Below are 17,613 nucleotides of genomic sequence, written 5' to 3'. Positions count from 1 at the left end.
CGTGGAAAATTTAAAAGCATATATCGAATCTGGAGTACTTGAACTGTATGTTCTGGGTGATTTATCACCGGAAGAAACATCGCGGGTGGAGGAAATAGCATCACAATACCCCGAGGTAAGAGATGAAATAGCCGCCATTGAGCAAGCTATGGAACAATATGCTATGCAAAACGCCGTGCAACCATCTGCAGATATAGAAACCAGATTATTTGAAAAACTGGGATTAAATAAAGTTGAAGAGCAGGTAGATGTTCCATCACAACCAATTTATACAGAAGAAGCCAGAATTGTACGTTTAGATGGGAGTGATGGCAAATTGAGAACCTTACGTTATGCTTTAGTTGCCTGCGTAGCTTTGTTGATAGTAAGTACAGTAGCATTGTTTATCACTTACAATAAGTTGAATGCTGCGCATGATCAGATTGCCAGCTTAAACCTGGATAAACAGAAATTTGCCGGTGTAGTAAGCAAACTTGAATTTGAAAACCAGGGCTTAGGTAATATGGCCGCAATGGCCGATAGCAAAGAATGGGCAACCATCCGTATGGCAGGGCAGGCTTTTAGCCCAAATTCTAAAATGAAGGTTTACTGGAACAAAAAAGATAAAAGTGTATTGATTAATTATGTGGCAATGGATCTTCCAAAAACAGATTCCGAACATGAATATCAGCTATGGGCGATGGTAAATGGTAAACCGGTAAGTTTAGGTGTTTTCGGGAAAGTAGATTCCACCCAAAATGAAGCGCTGGTAAAAATGCAAGCTATCCAGGAGGCACAGGCTTTTGCCGTAACCTTAGAGCCTATGGGCGGAAGCGTTAATCCGACAATGGATAAACTAACCGTTATGGGTGGTGTATAACTGTTGTAATTAAATAATTGATTATAAAATCCCGGCACCGAAAAAATGCCGGGATTTTTATTTAACGATCGTCACCCTGACCTATAGCGCAGAAGAAAGCTACGTAGTAAACCGAGCCTTAAGCTGGCTCACCGAAAGTAATTTATTTCCGGGTTGTAACTGAAGTAAAGATGCTGAACACGTAGTCGCTACAAAACAAGTGAAAATACTACCTTTATTTTTCAAATAAATCTGATAACTAGCTATCGGACAGCATGACGACCTACATATTTCACTGATGCCAAATAGCATATCCGCTAACCAAACATTACGATGATTTCGCTGCATACATTACTCCCTTTTATGCTGCTCAAATACCCACCGCCTCTTGCAAATAAAACGATAGCCTTAACGCATAGATTTGGGTTTCAATCCCTGATCGCCATGGTTCGTGTCTCCACGAACCAAAAATATTTAAGACTTCGCAGCGTACTTCACTTCTTCGTAAGGCTGTACCAATACCCATCCTTCGCCAAAAAACTCCAACTGAAAAGACTCGCCACTTCCCCTACCGATAAAAGAACCAAAAGTTAAATTGGTTTTAATGTTCGGCGTTAGATTTTCCGACCAGGCCACCGTAGCATTCGGATCAGTATACACCGGTTGGTTAGCCGTTACCCTTAATAAAATGGGTTCGCCATGTGTGGTGATGGCAATATAACCGCTGCCAGATAGTTTGACCTGAAATAAACCACCACTCATCATTCCAGCAATGCTTTTTAACATCTTTATTTCATTTTTAATATTCTCTTCTAACGCTAAAACATCATTACCATTTACAAAAACGGCTTCGTTTTGCAGCTTGATGATTTTTACCTTCTTCCCCTCATCTGCCAGATATAATTTGCCGGTTCCTGCGGCATGCATGAGTGAGGTACCTTCGCCAGATATCGCTTTTTTCAATAATCCACCCAAACCTTTACTCAATAGGCCCTCTCTTTTGAAATCGATATTTCCGATGTACGCTACCATTGAACCTGCCTTTGCGAGGATTTTTTGATTTTTCAGATTTACCTCCAGCATGGCCGGCTTCTCCAATTCAAAAAAGTCATTTTCATTTGGATTCTCTGCCGATTCTTGGATCAGTTCGTTCAGCGTGTATTCTCTTTGTGCCATAATAATTTGTTTTCCGTGTTTATGATATCTGCTATTTTATATTCCCGTAAGCTATAAATTATAAATGAGAAGCATAGTAAATTAATATTTTTCACAATGCTGACCAGACTACTGAGATATGAGGGCTCTAATTTCTTTTGATATAGCAGCAGCAAGATGTGATGCAGGAATCACAAATTGTTCCTCCGCTAAATGATCCCCTGCTTTTCCATGAATATAGCAGGCCAAAATAGCAGCATCCGTTGCCGAGTATTGCTGTGCTTTAAAACCTGTAATGATGCCGGTAAGCACATCGCCCATTCCACCTTGTGCCATTGCCGGATTACCTGTAGGATTGATCAGTACCTTACCGGTTGGCAAACAGATAAAAGTGTACTGATTTTTGAGCACGATAACGATTCCTTGTTTCCTGGCTTGTAATCTGGCCGTTTGCACCCTGTCCCACCAGCTATCATGTTCTCCAAATAACCGATCAAATTCTTTCAGATGCGGGGTGATAATGGTATCTGCAACAAGTTTATCCAACAGATCGAACCTTTCACTTAAAATATTCAGCGCATCTGCGTCAATAACCATTGGGTATTTTGCCATAATTAAACTTTCCAATAGTTTTTCAGGATCAGTTTCGGTACCTAAGCCAGGGCCAATAGCAATTGCCTGATATTTTTTAGGGTCTTCTATCCTGGTGTATTCATCCCTGGTCAAAGCCATTACCTCGGGCAATGAAGCATTTAAGGCGGTCAATCCAGCCTGTGGAATACATGCCGTAGTTAACCCTGCTCCGGTATGTAAACAGGCCATAGCAGAAAGTAAGGCTGCGCCCATGGTATAACTATTCCCTGCTATAATTAATGCGTGACCATAAGTACCTTTATGACTGAACAATTTTCGGGGCTGCAAAATCTTTTCGATATCATGCGCTTCCAAGAAATAGAAATCTGCCTCTTGCTTTTGGATAAAAGTTTCGTCCAGGCCAATATCAACCACTTCATATTTTTCAGTTGCCATGGCCGATTCAGGAAAGAAAAAATTAATCTTCGGCCGTTGAAAACAAATGGTTTTATAGGCTTTTATGCCCTTATAATCTTTAGGCAGTTTACCTTCGGCAAAAAAGCCTGTAGGCACGTCAACCGCATATACTTTTTTATTCAGCTTGTTTATGGTCTGCGCAAGCGCTTCAAATTCTCCGCTTAGCGGTTTATTTAAGCCAGAACCTAAAATGGCATCAATAATGATATCGGCCTTTAAACTTTTTAAATCTGAAGCCTGATTGATGATTGTTTTCTTACAGCGCATTTCCTCCATCCGCTGCAGGTTGATCGCGAAATCGCTGCTTTGTTTTTCGCTAAAATTAACCACATAAACTTTTAAATTTTCATACCCGTTAGCAATAAGCAAATGCGCGATAGCCAGTCCGTCGCCTCCATTATTTCCCTTCCCACAAAATATAGCGACGCTCTTGCTGGTATTGAACTCATCTCTTAAAAAGCATTGCACAAAGGCCCTGGCGGCTTTTTCCATCAAATCAATGGATGCAATGGGCTTGTTGGCAATGGTAAACTGATCAGCACTGCGCATTTGTGCAGAAGTAAGCAATGTTCGCATATGACTAAAATAAGAGTATACAGCTATAATGCATAAGATTGAATTTTGTTTGATTTTTGCCTCTGATGATAACAGATTTTAAAACAATTATAGCAATTGCTTTTAATTTTATACCTTTTACCCACCGTTAGCGTTGTCTATCGAATTAAATTAAATCTCAAAATATGAATCAAAAACCATCGAATGCTTTTGTGGCAGCCTCCTGGATTGCACTGGGCACTGGAATGATTGGCTTTATTGTGGGCCTGTGGCGTTCTGACATGCTTCTTAATGAAAAAGGATATTATTTTACCGTATTGATGTTTGGCCTTTTCGCGGTTATCTCTTTGCAGAAAGCTGTTCGCGATAAACTGGAAGGCATCCCGGTAACAGAAATTTATTACGGCATCAGTTGGTTTTCTACATTATTAACCATTACGCTATTGGTAATCGGTTTGTGGAATGCCACTTTGTTACCCAGTGAAAAAGGATTTTACGCTTTTGCCTTTTTGCTTTCTCTTTTCGGCGCGATTGCGGTGCAGAAAAACACAAGGGACAACCAGATTGTGCATAAAAACAAAGATCAGGACAGTTAAATAACTACGTCCAAACTAAAGCAGGTATTATGAAATTACTTCATAAAACCTGCAATTTCTAATAGCAGAGCTAATTGATACCGTTCAAATGCGCATAGCATTGAAGTAAAGCTGATAAATCTCTAATAATTATAATATGGCTGATCAAATCATTATTGGTGTTACCGATTGTAGTAAATATGAAATTTACCGCGACTGGGTGTTATCTTACGATAAAGATGTATCCGTAATTCAACTTGGATATAAGCTGAATAACTTCGACGAGATCAAAAAATGTGATGGTATTGTTTTAACTGGTGGTGAAGATGTGCATCCACGTTTTTATAACCAACCGGAGTATTATCCTTACTGTTATGATGACGATATAGACGAAAAACGCGATGAATTCGAATTTAAGGTATTAACTTATACCGAAGCGCATTCTATTCCTGTTTTAGGTATTTGCAGGGGCATGCAGGTGGGAAATGTATTTTTTGGCGGCACATTAATCCCCGACATTCCAACATGGGGCAAATTCGATCATTCGAAAATGCACGATAAATCAGACCGCTATCATGAGCTTATCGTAAACCCCTCATCGTGGCTAAGCCAGATTGTGAATACCGATAAAGGATTGGTAAACAGCAATCACCACCAAAGTACAGATAAAACTGGAAAAGGACTTGTAGTGAGCGCCATTTCTCCTGATGGGGTTGCCGAGGCCATTGAACGGATTGAACCTAAAGGAAAACCCTTTTTGCTATTTGTACAATGGCATCCGGAGCGATTGAAAGATCAGCAAAGCCCATTTTGCAAAAACGTACATGAGGCCTTTGTTCATGCCATTAAGACTAAGCTTAAGAATGAAAGTAATTAGGTTCGAAATATTGTATTATATCAATATCAACGATTTAAATAAAGTGATTTAAGGAGGTAATGATATGAGAAGTGACAGCGACAACACATTGATAGAAGGCGAAATCGCCGATTACTTGTTAACGGACGAAGGCATATTGATTTCATATAGTAAAAGCATCTTGCGTACCGTTGAGAATATTAAGGCCAATATTGAGCTGGTGCAGAAAATCACCAATAACAAAAAAGTTCCCTTATTAATTTACTTAAAAAATTCTCCCGTACCGGACAAAGAAACCAGAAAATTTTCAGGTGAACAGTTGCCTCAAATTTATAAGGCCATGGCCATGGTTTCAAAACCTGGTTTGGCACAATTGATTGTGAAGATTTTGTTTAAGTTCCAAAATCCGCCTATTCCGATAAAGTCATTCACTGATGAGAAGAAAGCCATGGAATGGTTAAGGCATTTTTTGTAAGTTGAAATGGCTCAATATCTGGTCACACCAAATATTTTGCAGTCAAGTCATCGGCTCCGCTCAGACTTACAAATCACCAGCTGATCAGCCTCCGACTCTGCGCTCTTTGTGCCATTCTCTTTGACCTTTGTGGTTAAATTGCAAAAACAAATCTCTCCGATTAAAATCTTTTTTGATAAATTGCGGATTATACTTATCCGGTCAGTCCGCTGTAAATATTATCATGAAAAAATTATTCCTGATTATCTCCTGCTGTTTTTTCGCAGCTAACATCTCCGCTCAGAACATGGTTACCGAAACTGAAATTGGTGATACTGATAGTGAGATAACACAAACACCCGTTGCCATTATACCTGAGCCTGTATCATTGATAAAAAAGGCTGGTACATTTACTTTGCCTGAAAATGTAATTGTACAGGCGGTTAAAAGTGCAGAATTAAAACAATCCATTGTTTATTTATCTGACCGGATTACTAAGGCTACAGGTAAATTCGTGAGCTCGGTAAGCAATTCAACCCACCCTACCATTAAACTCATTTTAAACACGCAAGAAGATACACAATTAGGCAAGGAAGGCTACAAATTGAACGTTAATCCTACACAGGTTGTCATCACAGCTAATCAGCCGGCAGGTATTTTTTATGGCGTTCAATCGTTACTTCAGCTCTTCCCTGCCGAAATAGAAAGTACAGAGCTGGTAAATGGCATCAAATGGAAAGCACCTTGCGTAGATGTAATAGATTATCCGAAATTAGGCTGGAGAGGTTTAATGTTCGATGTTGCCCGTCATTTTTTTACCAAAGAGGAAGTAAAACAGTTTATTGATGGCATGGTGCGTTATAAATTCAACCTCTTACATTTACACCTTGCAGATGATGAAGGATGGAGGATTGAAATAAAAGGCTTACCAAAATTAACGGAAATCGGCGCCTGGAGCGTTAAAAAAACCGGAACTTTCGGTGATTTTACTCCACCTACGCCGGATGAGCCCCGAACATATGGCGGCTTTTATACTCAGGAAGACATTAAAGAACTCGTTCAGTATGCACAAGAACGTTTTGTAAACATATTACCGGAAATTGATGTTCCAGGGCATAGTTTAGCCATTATTGCCTCCTATCCGGAATTATCCTGCACCCCAGAGGCAGTAAACTATAAAGTCCGTTCAGGAGAGAAAATAATGGATTGGAGCCGTGGTGCGCCACCAACGGCTTTGATTGACAATACACTTTGCCCTGCCAATGAAAAGGTTTATGTATTTTTAGATTCGGTAATTACCCAGGTTGCTAAACTTTTTCCTTTCGAGTACATCCACATGGGTGGCGATGAAGCTCCGCATAATTTTTGGGAAAAGAACGATCAGATTAAAGCTTTAATGCTCCGCGAAGGTTTGAAAACCATGCCACAGGTACAGGCATATTTTGAAAAACGTGTAGAACAGATCGTGATTTCAAAAGGTAAAAAATTTATGGGCTGGGATGAGATTCTTGAGGGAGGCGTTTCCCCAACAGCTGCAGTAATGAGCTGGAGAGGCATGAAATATGGTATCCAGGCCGCTAACGATAAACATAACGTGGTGATGAGTCCGACTGATTTTGCCTATTTAGATTATATGCAGGCTGATGCCATTACGGAGCCGAAAGTGTATGCTTCGCTCAGGTTAAATAAAGCTTACCAGTTTAATCCCGTTCCTGCAGGCGTAAATGCAAATTACATTATTGGTGCACAGGCCAACCTTTGGACAGAGCAGATTTTTACCTTCCGTCAGGTTGAATACATGCTTTATCCACGTGCATTTGCCATTGCCGAATCCATTTGGAGTCCGATTGAAAAGAAAAACTGGACAAATTTTGTGGATCGTACACAACAGCATTTCAAGCGATTGGATTTAGCAGAGATTAAGTATTCACCTGCTATTTACGATCCTATTTTTACCATAAAACGAAGTGCTGATAAACAGCTGATGGTAGAACTAACTACAGAAATAGATGGTTTGGATATCTATTACAGCTTTGACAATTCTACGCCCGATCGCTTTTACCCAAAATACACCGCTGCGTTACAGGTACCTAAAGACGCCAGTATGTTACGCGTAATCACCTATCGCGGCAAACAGCCTATCGGAAGGTTGATCAGTATCCCTGTTGCAGATTTACAGAAAAGGGCAAGATAAAATGGGAAAAGAAATAGAGCGAAAATTTTTGATTCATCAACCAAACTGGGATAACCTGACTAAGCCTGAAGGAAAACTTTTAAGGCAGGGTTATCTGTTAACAGATAAAACCAAAACGATAAGAATAAGGGCAACAGAAAGCCAAGGTTTTTTAACCATAAAAGGTGAAACCATTGGCGCCACACGCTTGGAATATGAATATGAAATCCCTGTTGGTGAAGCCACCGAATTATTGGATAACTTCTCTGTCTCCGAACTTTCGAAAACCCGTTACGAAATTGGGTTTAACGGCAAACTTTGGGAAGTAGATGTATTTGCTGGCGACAACGAGGGTTTGATTGTGGCCGAAATTGAACTGGAAAGTGAAGATGAAACATTCGATCTGCCAGATTGGGTAGGTAAAGAAGTGACTAAAGAGGAAAAATATTATAACTCCAATTTAAGGGTTAGGCCTTTTAAGGATTGGGTTTAAAGTAAAAGACCTCGCAGCATTTAACCTGCTTTTGGAATATTTTCTTGAATGATCTCCTTAATTCACAAAAAAAGAAGTCAAGTTTCAAAAACTTGACTTCTTTAACCTATTAGATTTAATAAACTTATTTTGCTAATGGTGCAGCTGTATTTGGCTTAATTATACCTTTCAATTCTACATCAAATACCAAAGGTGTAAACGGATTGATCGGTCCGCCGCCATTTTCGCCAAAACCCAGCTTTGATGGCAAAATCATTTTAATCTTACCGCCAACTCCAATCATTTGAATACCCTGGATTACGCCTTGCGGCAATTGGCCCAATGGTAAGCCCCGTGGTACATATTGTACGTTTTCGGAGAAAATTCCTGCCTCTTTAGCAATTTTAGCATTTGAAGTATCAAAAACATTTAATGTTCCGTTTGATTTTTTATTGGTAAACTGGCCGGTATAATCCATTAAAACCGTATCAGTTAAAGTCGCTCTTTCTGAGTTGCCAGGGGCATAAATTACATACTGCAAGCCAGAAGGTGCGGTAGTTACCTTTAAGTTGTTTTCTTCAACATACTTAGCTATTTTGGCAGGTTCAACCTTTTTGTTTTTCTCGTTTAATGCTTTGTATTCAGATTCAAAAAAGAGCCTTTTCTTGGCCTCAAAAATAGAGTCAGGATCTTTTCCTTTGTGTAAAACCTTCTCAATTTTAATGGTGAATGATGCGATGTTTGATTTTAAACCTTTCGGTTTCGGCTGACCAGAATATTTCTCCATCGAATCCAGGTTTAATTTAAAAACGGCACTATCGCCTTCACCAAGCAGTTTTAATCCGGAAGCCAAATCGCCTTTAAACATCGATTTGCTAATAGCAAAGAATGCAGGACGTTCATTATCGTAAGTATTTACCATTACCGAATCGGGATTGGTATTAGTTTCTACGGTTTGAACACCATTTAACTTTACATAATCGCCTTCCTGAATTTTTGGCTTACCTTCACTTTGATAAATCTTGTAAGTCATATCTCCCTCACCCTTTTCGAACTTGTTACAGGCAGATAGTCCTAATGCTGCCAAGAAAATAATTATTCCTTTTTTCATTTAATATATTAATTAAAATTCACCTGAAATCCATTTTTGGATCGCAAGCTACTTTATCTGATCATACAAAGATAGGCTATAATAAGTCTTTGAGCATCTTTGTAAGATATTATTTCTTTGTTCAGCGTCATAAAAAAGGCAAAAAAAATCCTGCTTAAATGAATAAGCAGGATTTAAAATATAGTTGAGAAATTACTTTTTAACCGGAGCGGTCGTTCCTGTAGCTGAAGTAGCTGAGGCTGGTTTTCCTTTGATAATATCTTTAATTTCTAAATCGAAAGCAATTGGGCTAAAAGGCATGATACCTACTTGTGGTGCGCCCTGTTCGCCATAACCTAAGTTAGAAGGGATAATCACTTTAATTTTACCACCTTTGCCAATTAATTGTAAAGCTTCAGTAAATCCTGGAATTGTACCACCAACCGGCATTTTTTGCGGGCCGTAAGGTTTACCTGGTTTAAATTCGTTTTCTGCTTTAGCCAGTTTCTCATCACTGGTATCGAAGATTTTGTATTTACCGTCTTTTCCTTTTTTAGTTACCCTACCAGTATATTCAATTAATACAGTATCACCTAAAGCTGGTTTTTCTGCACTTCCCGGATTTTCGATAATATAGTGTAAACCGCTTGCAGTTGTTTTAGTAGCCAGTTTAGTATCTTCTAAGTAAGCTTTTAATTTAGCAGGCTCGGCAGCTTTCTTTTTTTCAGAAGTTGCTTTATAATCAGCCTGGAAAAATTCCTGAGCGCGTTTGTTAAAAGTAGAATCAGCTTCACCAGCTTTTTTCTTAAATACTTTTTCGATTTTTACGGTAAAAGTCCAGTATTTATCATTTTTGAACTGCTCTGGTTTAGGTTGTTTACTATGAAATGCCATAGTATCTAAATTTATTTTAAACGTTGCACTATCGCCTTCTCCAAATAATGTTAAAACGTCGTTCATATCGCCGGCGTACATTTTTTTCTGCGCAGGAAAAAGTGCAGGCGTTTCACTTTCGAAGCTATTTGCTAAAATCGAATCTTTATCATTTTTTTGAATAAAATTCATTTTAACGATATCGCCTTCCTTGATTTTTTCGTTACCTGCCGAGTGATGGATCGTATACAATAAGCCACCAGCTCCTTTTTTTTCTTGTTTACATGCTGCTAAACCTAAAGTGGCTGCCGCTAGAATAATAATTCCCTTTTTCATTTATTAATTTGACTTTTTAAAATTTCTATTGTTTTATTTCTTTGTTTCTAAGCTATCAGTTGTTCTTTGTATTCTGCTAATATCGATTTAAATTCGTTCACTACATCAGCTAAAGGTTTTTCAGATGCACCACCGGCCGCATTTCTATGCCCACCGCCATTAAAGTATTTCTTACAGATTTCATTGGCTGGGAAATCGCCTGTAGACCTTACCGATAATTTAACTTTATCAGTACGTTCTATGATTAAAGCGGCTAAACGGATGCCGTTAATGGACAGCGCATAGTTTACCACGCCTTCCGTATCGCCGGTAATGCTGTGGTATTGCGCCAATTCTTCTTTTGTAACCGAAATAATGGCGGTATTGTAATCTCTTAACACCTCCAGTTTATTAGATAGGCAGTAGCCCAAAAAACGTAATCTGTTTTCGCTGGAGTTATCGTATACCAATTCATGTATTTTCGATTGGTCGGCCCCCAGATCAATCAGATTTGCCGCAATGCGATATACTTCAGCTGTTGCTGATGAGAAGCGGAAAGATCCCGAATCGGTCATGATTCCTGTGTACAGACAAGAAGCTACATCTTTATTAATCAACTCGCCATCCTGTAACTGGTTCACAATAAAATCATAAACCAATTGTGCGGCAGCACAGGCATTGATATCCCAATGACGGTAATCGTCAAAATCTTCTGGTTCCAGATGATGATCGATCATAATTTTTTTAGCACCGGCAGCCCTAACTAATTCCCCTAATTCATTAATACGGCTTAAGGTATTAAAATCAAGGCAAAATATGAGTGAGGCTTCATCCACCAGTTGTGCAGCCTTTTCCTGTGCTTCTGTAAAAATAATTACATCGCTGTTATTTGGCATCCAATGCAAAAAAGTAGGATAATCCGTTGGGGTAATTACTTTAACATGGTGGCCTTTCTGAATTAAAAATCCATACAAACCCAGGGATGATCCCATCGCATCACCATCAGGCTTGTGATGCGTAGTGATCACAATACGTTGTGGCGTAGCCAATAATGTTTTTAATTCAGTTAGTGTAAGCATATATTTTTGCGCTGCAAAGCTAAGTAAATTTTGATTAGGATTTAAAGATTTTAGGGTGTGCCTGCCCGTATTTTAAAAGATATATAAATATTCGGAATAGTAAGCTGAGCGGTTTATTGATTATTCATCAATTAAAACGTAGTTTTGCAAAAAAAATTGATATCAAAACACGATGAGCACGAACAGAACTTTTACCATGATTAAGCCTGATGCAGTAGCAAATGGCCATATTGGATCAATCATTAACGACATTACTAATGCTGGTTTCAAAATCATTGCATTAAAATATACCAAACTTACAGCCGAAACTGCTGGTCAGTTCTATGCCGTTCATGCTGAGCGCCCGTTTTATAAAGATTTAGTAAGCTTTATGTCTTCAGGACCAATTGTTGCCGCTATTTTAGAAAAAGACAATGCAATCGAAGATTTCAGAAAACTGATCGGCGCTACGAACCCGGCTGAAGCTGCTGAAGGTACAATCCGTCAGAAATATGCAAAATCGATTGATGCAAACGCGGTTCACGGATCAGATTCTGATGAAAATGCAGAAATTGAAGGTAACTTCTTCTTCAAAGCAGACGAACGTTTCTAACTGCCAACACAAAAAATTTACAATAAAACCCCGAATATTCGGGGTTTTATTGTTTTATCTATTTTGTATCTTTCGGCCTTAAATATGATCCATCAGTTATAACTGCTGGAATTAATTACAACATAAAACAAACAATGAAACGAATTTTATTAGCGGTATGTTTATCTGGTATCGCTGGTGCATCTTATGCGCAAACCAAAACAGCAGCAAAAAAACCAGCTGTAAAAAAAACGACCGCAGTAACCAAAACATCAACTTTGAAAATGGGTGGCTTAAAATCGGCCTTAGACTCCACCAGTTACGCTTTTGGCACATCAATCGGAGCCAGTTTAAAAACAACCGGCCTTTCTACCTTAAATTACGATGTATTGTTAAAAGGCCTGAAAGATGCATTTACCGGCAATGAGGTTTTGTTAACGCAACAGCAGGCCCAACAATGTATAAGCGAAGCGATCACAAAGGCATCATCCATAAAAAACAAAGCTGAAGAAGCTGCAAACAAAATTAAATATGCACCAATTATGAAAGAAGGACAAGATTTCTTAGAACAGAACAAAAAACGTGCGGGTGTACAAACCACTGCGAGTGGCCTACAATATGAGGTTTTAACTGCCGGTACCGGCGTTAAACCACAGGCTACCGATTCGGTACTGGTACATTATAAAGGCACCTTATTAAATGGAAAACAATTTGACAGCTCTTACGACAGAGGCGAGCCGATTTCTTTCCCGCTAAACCGCGTGATTCCGGGATGGACAGAAGGTGTACAACTGATGCCGGCAGGTTCAAAATACAAATTCTTTATCCCGTACAACCTGGCCTATGGCGAACGTGGTGCAGGACAGGATATTCCGCCTTACAGCACTTTGATTTTTGAAGTAGAGCTGTTAAAAGTGAACGGAAAATAGATTAAAAGGAAGATGGAGCATGTAAAACGGAAAATGTAACGTGTGACATCTCAGCTAGATCACCAAAATCGTCATTCAGGAGCGCAAGCAGCAAGGGATGACGATTTTTTTTTAAGAATAATCCTTAGTCCGTCATTTCGAGCGGAGTGAAACGAAGTCGAGAAATCTACTGAATTAACCAAATGGAGGCATCGACACGACCAAAATCACAGTTACCTACAAAAACGACTTTACATCGTATCAGATGGTAACATCTGACACCACATTTAAAATCATCATTCAGGCAGCGCAAGCATCAAGGGATGACGATTTTTTTTTAGAATAATCCTTAGTCCGTCATTTCGAGCGGAGTAAAACGAAGTCGAGAAATCTACTGAATTAATCAAATGGAGGCATCCACACCACTAAAATCACAGTTACCTAAAAAACGACTTTACATCGTATCAGATGGTAACATCTGACACCACATTTAAAATCGTCATTCAGGAGCGCAAGCAGCAAGGCATGACGATTTTTTTTAGAATAATCCTTAGTCCGTCATTTCGAGCGGAGTGAAACGAAGTCGAGAAATCTACTGAATTAATCAAATGGAGGCATCGACACCAGTAAAATCACAGTTACCTAAAAAAACGACTTTACATCGTATCAGATGGTAACATCTGACACCACATTTAAAAACGGCCTTCTGATGTCAGGTGGAAACATCTGACATCACATTTAATGATGCTAAAACAAGTTTAGCAAGGCGAATCTGGGAATTTATTAAAACTTTCCTGAGTATTCAATGTTAGCTATTACAAATTAACATGAATATGAAAAAAGCATTCCCTTTAGTACTGATTGCATTTTTATGCACCACCTTAAGCAGTTGTGAACTGGTAGAAGGTATCTTTAAAGCCGGCGTTTGGGTAGGCGTAATTGTAGTGGTAGTGGTGGTTGCGCTGGTGATCTGGATTTTGGCCAAGATATTTGGCGGAGGCCGGGGTTAGTTTAGTCTTGAGTCCTAAGTCTATATTCCTTAGTCGGGAAGATCATCCCTATTGAATATAAAGGGCAGAAATTTTAAACTTTTGCCCTTTTATATGCCTTATAAAAACACCATTTCGGTAATTACCTCGCTTCCGGCGTGCTCATTCAACTTCTGAATGATTCCCTGTCTCACCATGATCAGTTCATTTTTGATTACGGATGATTCTATCCTCAAAAACAGTCTTCTATCGTGAATATAAATTTGCTTGGTTCTGTTGGCAATCGCAGTCCCCATAATTTCTGGCCAGATAGATAAAATTGAGGTTTCATCAAATTTACGGCGCAACCGATACACATCCAGCATTTTGCTGATCGCATCTTTTAAGGTAACATCATTGGGTTTACGCATTTTGTATGTTTCCGTTATCTACTTCGAACAAAGTTACATCAACTTCGATCTTTTCAAAAATTGATTTTACTCTTTCCTTTCCGGTATCGGTAATAAATATCTGTCCAAAATCATGATGTGAAACCATTTGCATGAGTTTTTGAACGCGGTTATCATCGAGCTTATCAAAAATATCATCCAACAAAAGCAAAGGTTTAAAACCTTTATTTTTAGCCAGATAGGCATATTGTGCTAATTTTAAGGCAATTAAAAAAGACTTTTGCTGCCCCTGAGAACCGAACTTTTTTAACGGCATACCGCTGATGACAAAAGCCAGTTCATCTTTATGGATACCAGTTGTGGTCCGCTCCAGTACGCGGTCTTTTTCTACCGATTTTTTCAACAATTCTTCAAAAGTTGCATCATTCAATCGCGATTGATAGTTCAGCTCTACAGTTTCCTTGTTTTCGGTAAGATAAGTATAGTATTGATTAAATAGCGGAATAAACTCATCCATAAAAGCTTTACGGACCGTAAATATCTTATTGCCGGCCATCACCAACTGTTCATCTAAAATTTCGAGCAGTGTAGGATCATATTTTCTGGTAATGGCAATCTGTTTAAGCAAAGCATTCCGGTTCAACAAAATACGGTTGTAGGTAATCAGCTGATCCAGGTAATGTGCATCGGTCTGCGAAATGACGTTATCGATAAACTTTCTCCGTTCTTCACTACCTTCCATAATCAGATTTACATCATAGGGAGAAACCATCACTACCGGAAAGAGGCCGATATGATCGGCCAGTTTTTCATATTCTTTCTTATTGCGCTTAAATTGTTTTTTCTGATTTCGCTTTACACCACAGGAAATTTTTTCGTTTTTTTCATTGCGGTCAAAATCGCCCTGAATCATAAAAACCTCTTCACTGGCTTTAATCTGCTGGCTATCGATGGGATTAAAGTAACTTTTACACAGGCACAGGTAGTGAATCGCATCAAGCATATTCGTTTTGCCGGCGCCATTATTACCTGTAAATACGTTTACAGTTTCCGAGAAATGGAGGTCTGCATCTGTATAGTTCTTAAAATTTAGAAGGGTAATATTTTTTAACCACATAAATATGTCACAAATTTACCCTTTTTTAGCTTCTTAAAACCCATTGTTTAAAATTAACGTTAATAACATTTAAAAAAATTGTACTTTCATCTCAACGAGAAAATAATGGTTGCACAAAAAATGTTAGAAGGAAATGTTCTATGGTCTTATGATCATGAACTAAACAACGATAAAAATTCGAGCTGGATTAAAAAAATCGCAGGTCTATTTTCATTTTTAAAGCCCGTTCACAATCACGAGGGTGAGATTTTATTAGCCTCTAATGGAATCTTTATTACCGGAGATGAACAATTGGAACTTCCGTTATCCCATATAGAAGAGGTTTATATGGGTTTCGACGATTTATTTCCGGCTTCATCAGCCAGAAACTTTGGTGCATTCTGGCAGCCGATCAGAATCAAATCCATTGTGAGCCGCTCTGAAAGCCAAACCGTATACCTGGTAATTAACCATACCGGTATTTTTAGCGATAACCAAACCTGGTTTAATACACTAATCAGCTTGTTACGTTAATGATCACGACAATTTTGCAATTATGGAACCCTAAACAACTAATGTTTAATTAAATACTTCAAAATAAAGGTTGATACTTTGATTGAAAAATGTATTTTTGCAATCTTAAATTTTTTAAACAAACATGTCTACAACAGATAACCAGACAATTCAACCAACTAAAAAAGGTTCATTTTTACAAGAGAATAATAAGAGCTTACTGTTTATCGCAGGTGCTGTAGTTTTATTAGTGTTAATATATCTTTGGTATCAAGGCGTGTATTTAAAAGGTCGTGCTGAGGAAGCCGCCAGCAAAATGTACAAAGCAGAACAATTTGTTGGAGTAGATTCATTATCGAACAGAGCAGTTAAAGGCGAAGGTGGCTACCCAGGCTTCGAGCAGATTGCAAAGGAATATGATAACACCAAGTCGGCAAACCTGGCTAACCTTTATTTAGGTGGCATCTACTTACGCAAAGGCGAATACAAACAAGCAATTGAGGCTTTGAGCAAATACAGCGCTACCGGAAGCCCGGTTGCAGACCCATTGGCTTTAGGCCTGTTAGGCGATGCCTACAGCGAATTGAAAGATTATAAACAAGCGTCTACCTATTATAAAAAAGCTGCCGATAAAGCAAGTAAATTTACTTCACCAATGTTCTTAAAAAAATTAGGATTGGTTAACGAAAGCCAAAATGATTATAAAGGTGCGGTTGAAGCTTATACCAAAGTAAAAACACAATATCCGGAGAGTGCAGAAGCACAATTAATTGATGCTTACATTGCAAGAGCACAGGAAAAAGTTAAATAAAAACCGACCAAACATATTTACAGGAAAGATCATTGAAAGATGATCTTTTTTTGTTTAAAGACATTTTTACTACCATTATCTCAGGCAGTTCGTCATAGGGCCATATTATCACTTGTACTTCATCTGTATTTTGTCACGTTGAGCCTGTCGAAACGCCCTAAAAGGCATTATCAAGGCCTTTCAACAAGTTCAGGATGACGATTTTTGTACTTATGACAGTCTCATCTTTTTGACAAAATAGTTCGTTAAATGAATTCAAGTAGCTACCGGGTCAGAACGACTTCTCAAACCCCTCTAACATCGCGACTCAGCATATTATTAAAAAACTGACTTCCTTTTTTGGAAATCAGATGCAGATGCGTTTAGGTTGCTGCAGTCCCGCTCTCCATTCCTTCTAATGTGGATTGATCCAATAACGGGTAAGTCACCGGTAAGCATCGGAACCACTTCGATCCGGGTTTAGGTGGCTAAGCCAGCAATACTATTCGGGGCTGTGTGATGGCGAAAAACACCTACATATTGACAGACTATGCTATTCACCCCTTTAATAACAGCAAAGATACTGCCATTTTAGACCTGATTGAAATGGAAAGCCCACAGCGCAGCCAGGACTTGAAATGGAAAGCAGGATGAACATTAGAAAGAGCTTCTGTAATTGCTCTTCAAATGACCTTTTTTGGGCTACACTCCTTTGAGATTTAAATTACAAAAGATCCTTCGCTGCGCTACCATTGACGTTATTTTGTAATTATTTGATAGTTAAATACTTATGAAATATGCATTTCCATCCAACAAGGCCTTCGCACTGGGTCTCCGTTCTACTTAAGTCCGGCCTAACAAATTTTTCGGAC

The 17,613-nt window shown here is 38.7% G+C and carries 19 protein-coding genes; 12 read left to right on the top strand and 7 right to left on the bottom strand.

What is annotated here, in order from left to right; genetic code table 11:
* Position 1: 1 nt before the first annotated feature.
* Positions 2–859, top strand: coding sequence for an anti-sigma factor (locus tag QZ738_RS13325; protein ID WP_293788251.1), 858 nt, complete (start codon positions 2–4; stop codon positions 857–859).
* Positions 860–1,312: 453 nt separating this feature from the next.
* Here the strand turns inward: QZ738_RS13325 and QZ738_RS13320 are convergent, their stop codons facing one another.
* Both QZ738_RS13320 and QZ738_RS13315 read right to left on the bottom strand, forming a co-directional pair.
* On the bottom strand, positions 1,313–2,014 hold the full coding sequence (locus tag QZ738_RS13320; RefSeq protein WP_293788250.1) for an AIM24 family protein: 702 nt from the start codon (positions 2,012–2,014) through the stop codon (positions 1,313–1,315).
* A gap of 108 nt (positions 2,015–2,122) precedes the next feature.
* Positions 2,123–3,619, bottom strand: coding sequence for an NAD(P)H-hydrate dehydratase (locus tag QZ738_RS13315; RefSeq protein ID WP_293788249.1), 1,497 nt, complete (start codon positions 3,617–3,619; stop codon positions 2,123–2,125).
* A gap of 164 nt (positions 3,620–3,783) precedes the next feature.
* Between QZ738_RS13315 and yiaA the strand changes: the two genes are divergently transcribed.
* The 5 genes from yiaA (at position 3,784) to QZ738_RS13290 (ending at position 8,149) form a co-directional block, all read left to right on the top strand.
* Positions 3,784–4,194: an inner membrane protein YiaA gene (yiaA, locus tag QZ738_RS13310; RefSeq protein WP_293788248.1), complete on the top strand. Its 411-nt coding sequence runs from the start codon at positions 3,784–3,786 to the stop codon at positions 4,192–4,194.
* A gap of 136 nt (positions 4,195–4,330) precedes the next feature.
* Complete coding sequence (locus QZ738_RS13305; protein WP_293788247.1) at positions 4,331–5,050, top strand: gamma-glutamyl-gamma-aminobutyrate hydrolase family protein; 720 nt, start codon at positions 4,331–4,333, stop codon at positions 5,048–5,050.
* A gap of 64 nt (positions 5,051–5,114) precedes the next feature.
* A complete protein-coding gene (locus QZ738_RS13300; protein ID WP_293788246.1) occupies positions 5,115–5,504 on the top strand; it encodes an STAS/SEC14 domain-containing protein in 390 nt (129 codons plus the stop codon).
* A gap of 223 nt (positions 5,505–5,727) precedes the next feature.
* Positions 5,728–7,677, top strand: a complete 1,950-nt coding sequence (locus QZ738_RS13295) for a family 20 glycosylhydrolase (RefSeq protein WP_293788245.1) — start codon at positions 5,728–5,730, stop codon at positions 7,675–7,677.
* Position 7,678: 1 nt separating this feature from the next.
* On the top strand, positions 7,679–8,149 hold the full coding sequence (locus QZ738_RS13290) for a CYTH domain-containing protein (RefSeq protein ID WP_293788244.1): 471 nt from the start codon (positions 7,679–7,681) through the stop codon (positions 8,147–8,149).
* Positions 8,150–8,273: 124 nt separating this feature from the next.
* Here QZ738_RS13290 and QZ738_RS13285 read toward each other — a convergent pair whose 3' ends face one another.
* The 3 genes from QZ738_RS13285 to QZ738_RS13275 all read right to left on the bottom strand — a co-directional run bounded on the left by QZ738_RS13285 (position 8,274) and on the right by QZ738_RS13275 (position 11,485).
* A complete protein-coding gene (locus tag QZ738_RS13285; RefSeq protein ID WP_293788243.1) occupies positions 8,274–9,239 on the bottom strand; it encodes an FKBP-type peptidyl-prolyl cis-trans isomerase in 966 nt (321 codons plus the stop codon).
* 192 nt (positions 9,240–9,431) lie between these two features.
* A complete protein-coding gene (locus QZ738_RS13280) occupies positions 9,432–10,427 on the bottom strand; it encodes an FKBP-type peptidyl-prolyl cis-trans isomerase (protein ID WP_293788242.1) in 996 nt (331 codons plus the stop codon).
* Positions 10,428–10,474: 47 nt separating this feature from the next.
* On the bottom strand, positions 10,475–11,485 hold the full coding sequence (locus QZ738_RS13275) for a DHH family phosphoesterase (RefSeq protein WP_293788241.1): 1,011 nt from the start codon (positions 11,483–11,485) through the stop codon (positions 10,475–10,477).
* Positions 11,486–11,657: 172 nt separating this feature from the next.
* Between QZ738_RS13275 and QZ738_RS13270 the strand changes: the two genes are divergently transcribed.
* From QZ738_RS13270 to QZ738_RS13260, 3 genes are all read left to right on the top strand, one after another.
* On the top strand, positions 11,658–12,077 hold the full coding sequence (locus QZ738_RS13270) for a nucleoside-diphosphate kinase (protein WP_116252393.1): 420 nt from the start codon (positions 11,658–11,660) through the stop codon (positions 12,075–12,077).
* Positions 12,078–12,211: 134 nt separating this feature from the next.
* The gene (locus QZ738_RS13265; protein ID WP_293788240.1) at positions 12,212–12,985 is read left to right on the top strand and encodes an FKBP-type peptidyl-prolyl cis-trans isomerase; all 774 of its coding nucleotides are present in this window, start codon (positions 12,212–12,214) and stop codon (positions 12,983–12,985) included.
* An 812-nt stretch (positions 12,986–13,797) separates the two neighbouring features.
* Positions 13,798–13,974, top strand: a complete 177-nt coding sequence (locus QZ738_RS13260; RefSeq protein ID WP_293788239.1) for a hypothetical protein — start codon at positions 13,798–13,800, stop codon at positions 13,972–13,974.
* A gap of 98 nt (positions 13,975–14,072) precedes the next feature.
* Here the strand turns inward: QZ738_RS13260 and QZ738_RS13255 are convergent, their stop codons facing one another.
* Together QZ738_RS13255 and QZ738_RS13250 are read right to left on the bottom strand one after the other, a co-directional pair.
* A complete protein-coding gene (locus tag QZ738_RS13255) occupies positions 14,073–14,363 on the bottom strand; it encodes a DUF721 domain-containing protein (RefSeq protein WP_293788238.1) in 291 nt (96 codons plus the stop codon).
* Positions 14,356–15,459 (bottom strand): DNA replication/repair protein RecF, encoded by a 1,104-nt coding sequence (locus QZ738_RS13250; protein ID WP_293788237.1) that lies wholly within the window; start codon positions 15,457–15,459, stop codon positions 14,356–14,358. The genes QZ738_RS13255 and QZ738_RS13250 overlap by 8 nt, the downstream gene beginning before the upstream one ends.
* Positions 15,460–15,564: 105 nt before the next feature.
* Here QZ738_RS13250 and QZ738_RS13245 point away from each other — a divergent pair, with 105 nt between their 5' ends.
* The 3 genes from QZ738_RS13245 (at position 15,565) to QZ738_RS13235 (ending at position 17,395) form a co-directional block, all read left to right on the top strand.
* A complete protein-coding gene (locus QZ738_RS13245) occupies positions 15,565–15,972 on the top strand; it encodes a hypothetical protein (RefSeq protein WP_293788236.1) in 408 nt (135 codons plus the stop codon).
* 124 nt (positions 15,973–16,096) lie between these two features.
* Entirely contained in the window at positions 16,097–16,762 is a 666-nt protein-coding gene (locus QZ738_RS13240; protein WP_293788235.1) for a tetratricopeptide repeat protein, read from the top strand.
* A 498-nt stretch (positions 16,763–17,260) separates the two neighbouring features.
* On the top strand, positions 17,261–17,395 hold the full coding sequence (locus tag QZ738_RS13235) for a hypothetical protein (RefSeq protein WP_293788234.1): 135 nt from the start codon (positions 17,261–17,263) through the stop codon (positions 17,393–17,395).
* Positions 17,396–17,613 lie beyond the last annotated feature (218 nt).

Origin of the sequence: uncultured Pedobacter sp. (assembly GCF_913776295.1) — a bacterium.
Taxonomy (GTDB): Bacteria; Bacteroidota; Bacteroidia; order Sphingobacteriales; family Sphingobacteriaceae; genus Pedobacter.
Note: the sequence above shows the minus strand (reverse complement) of the source record. Positions and strands in the feature narration are given on the sequence as shown.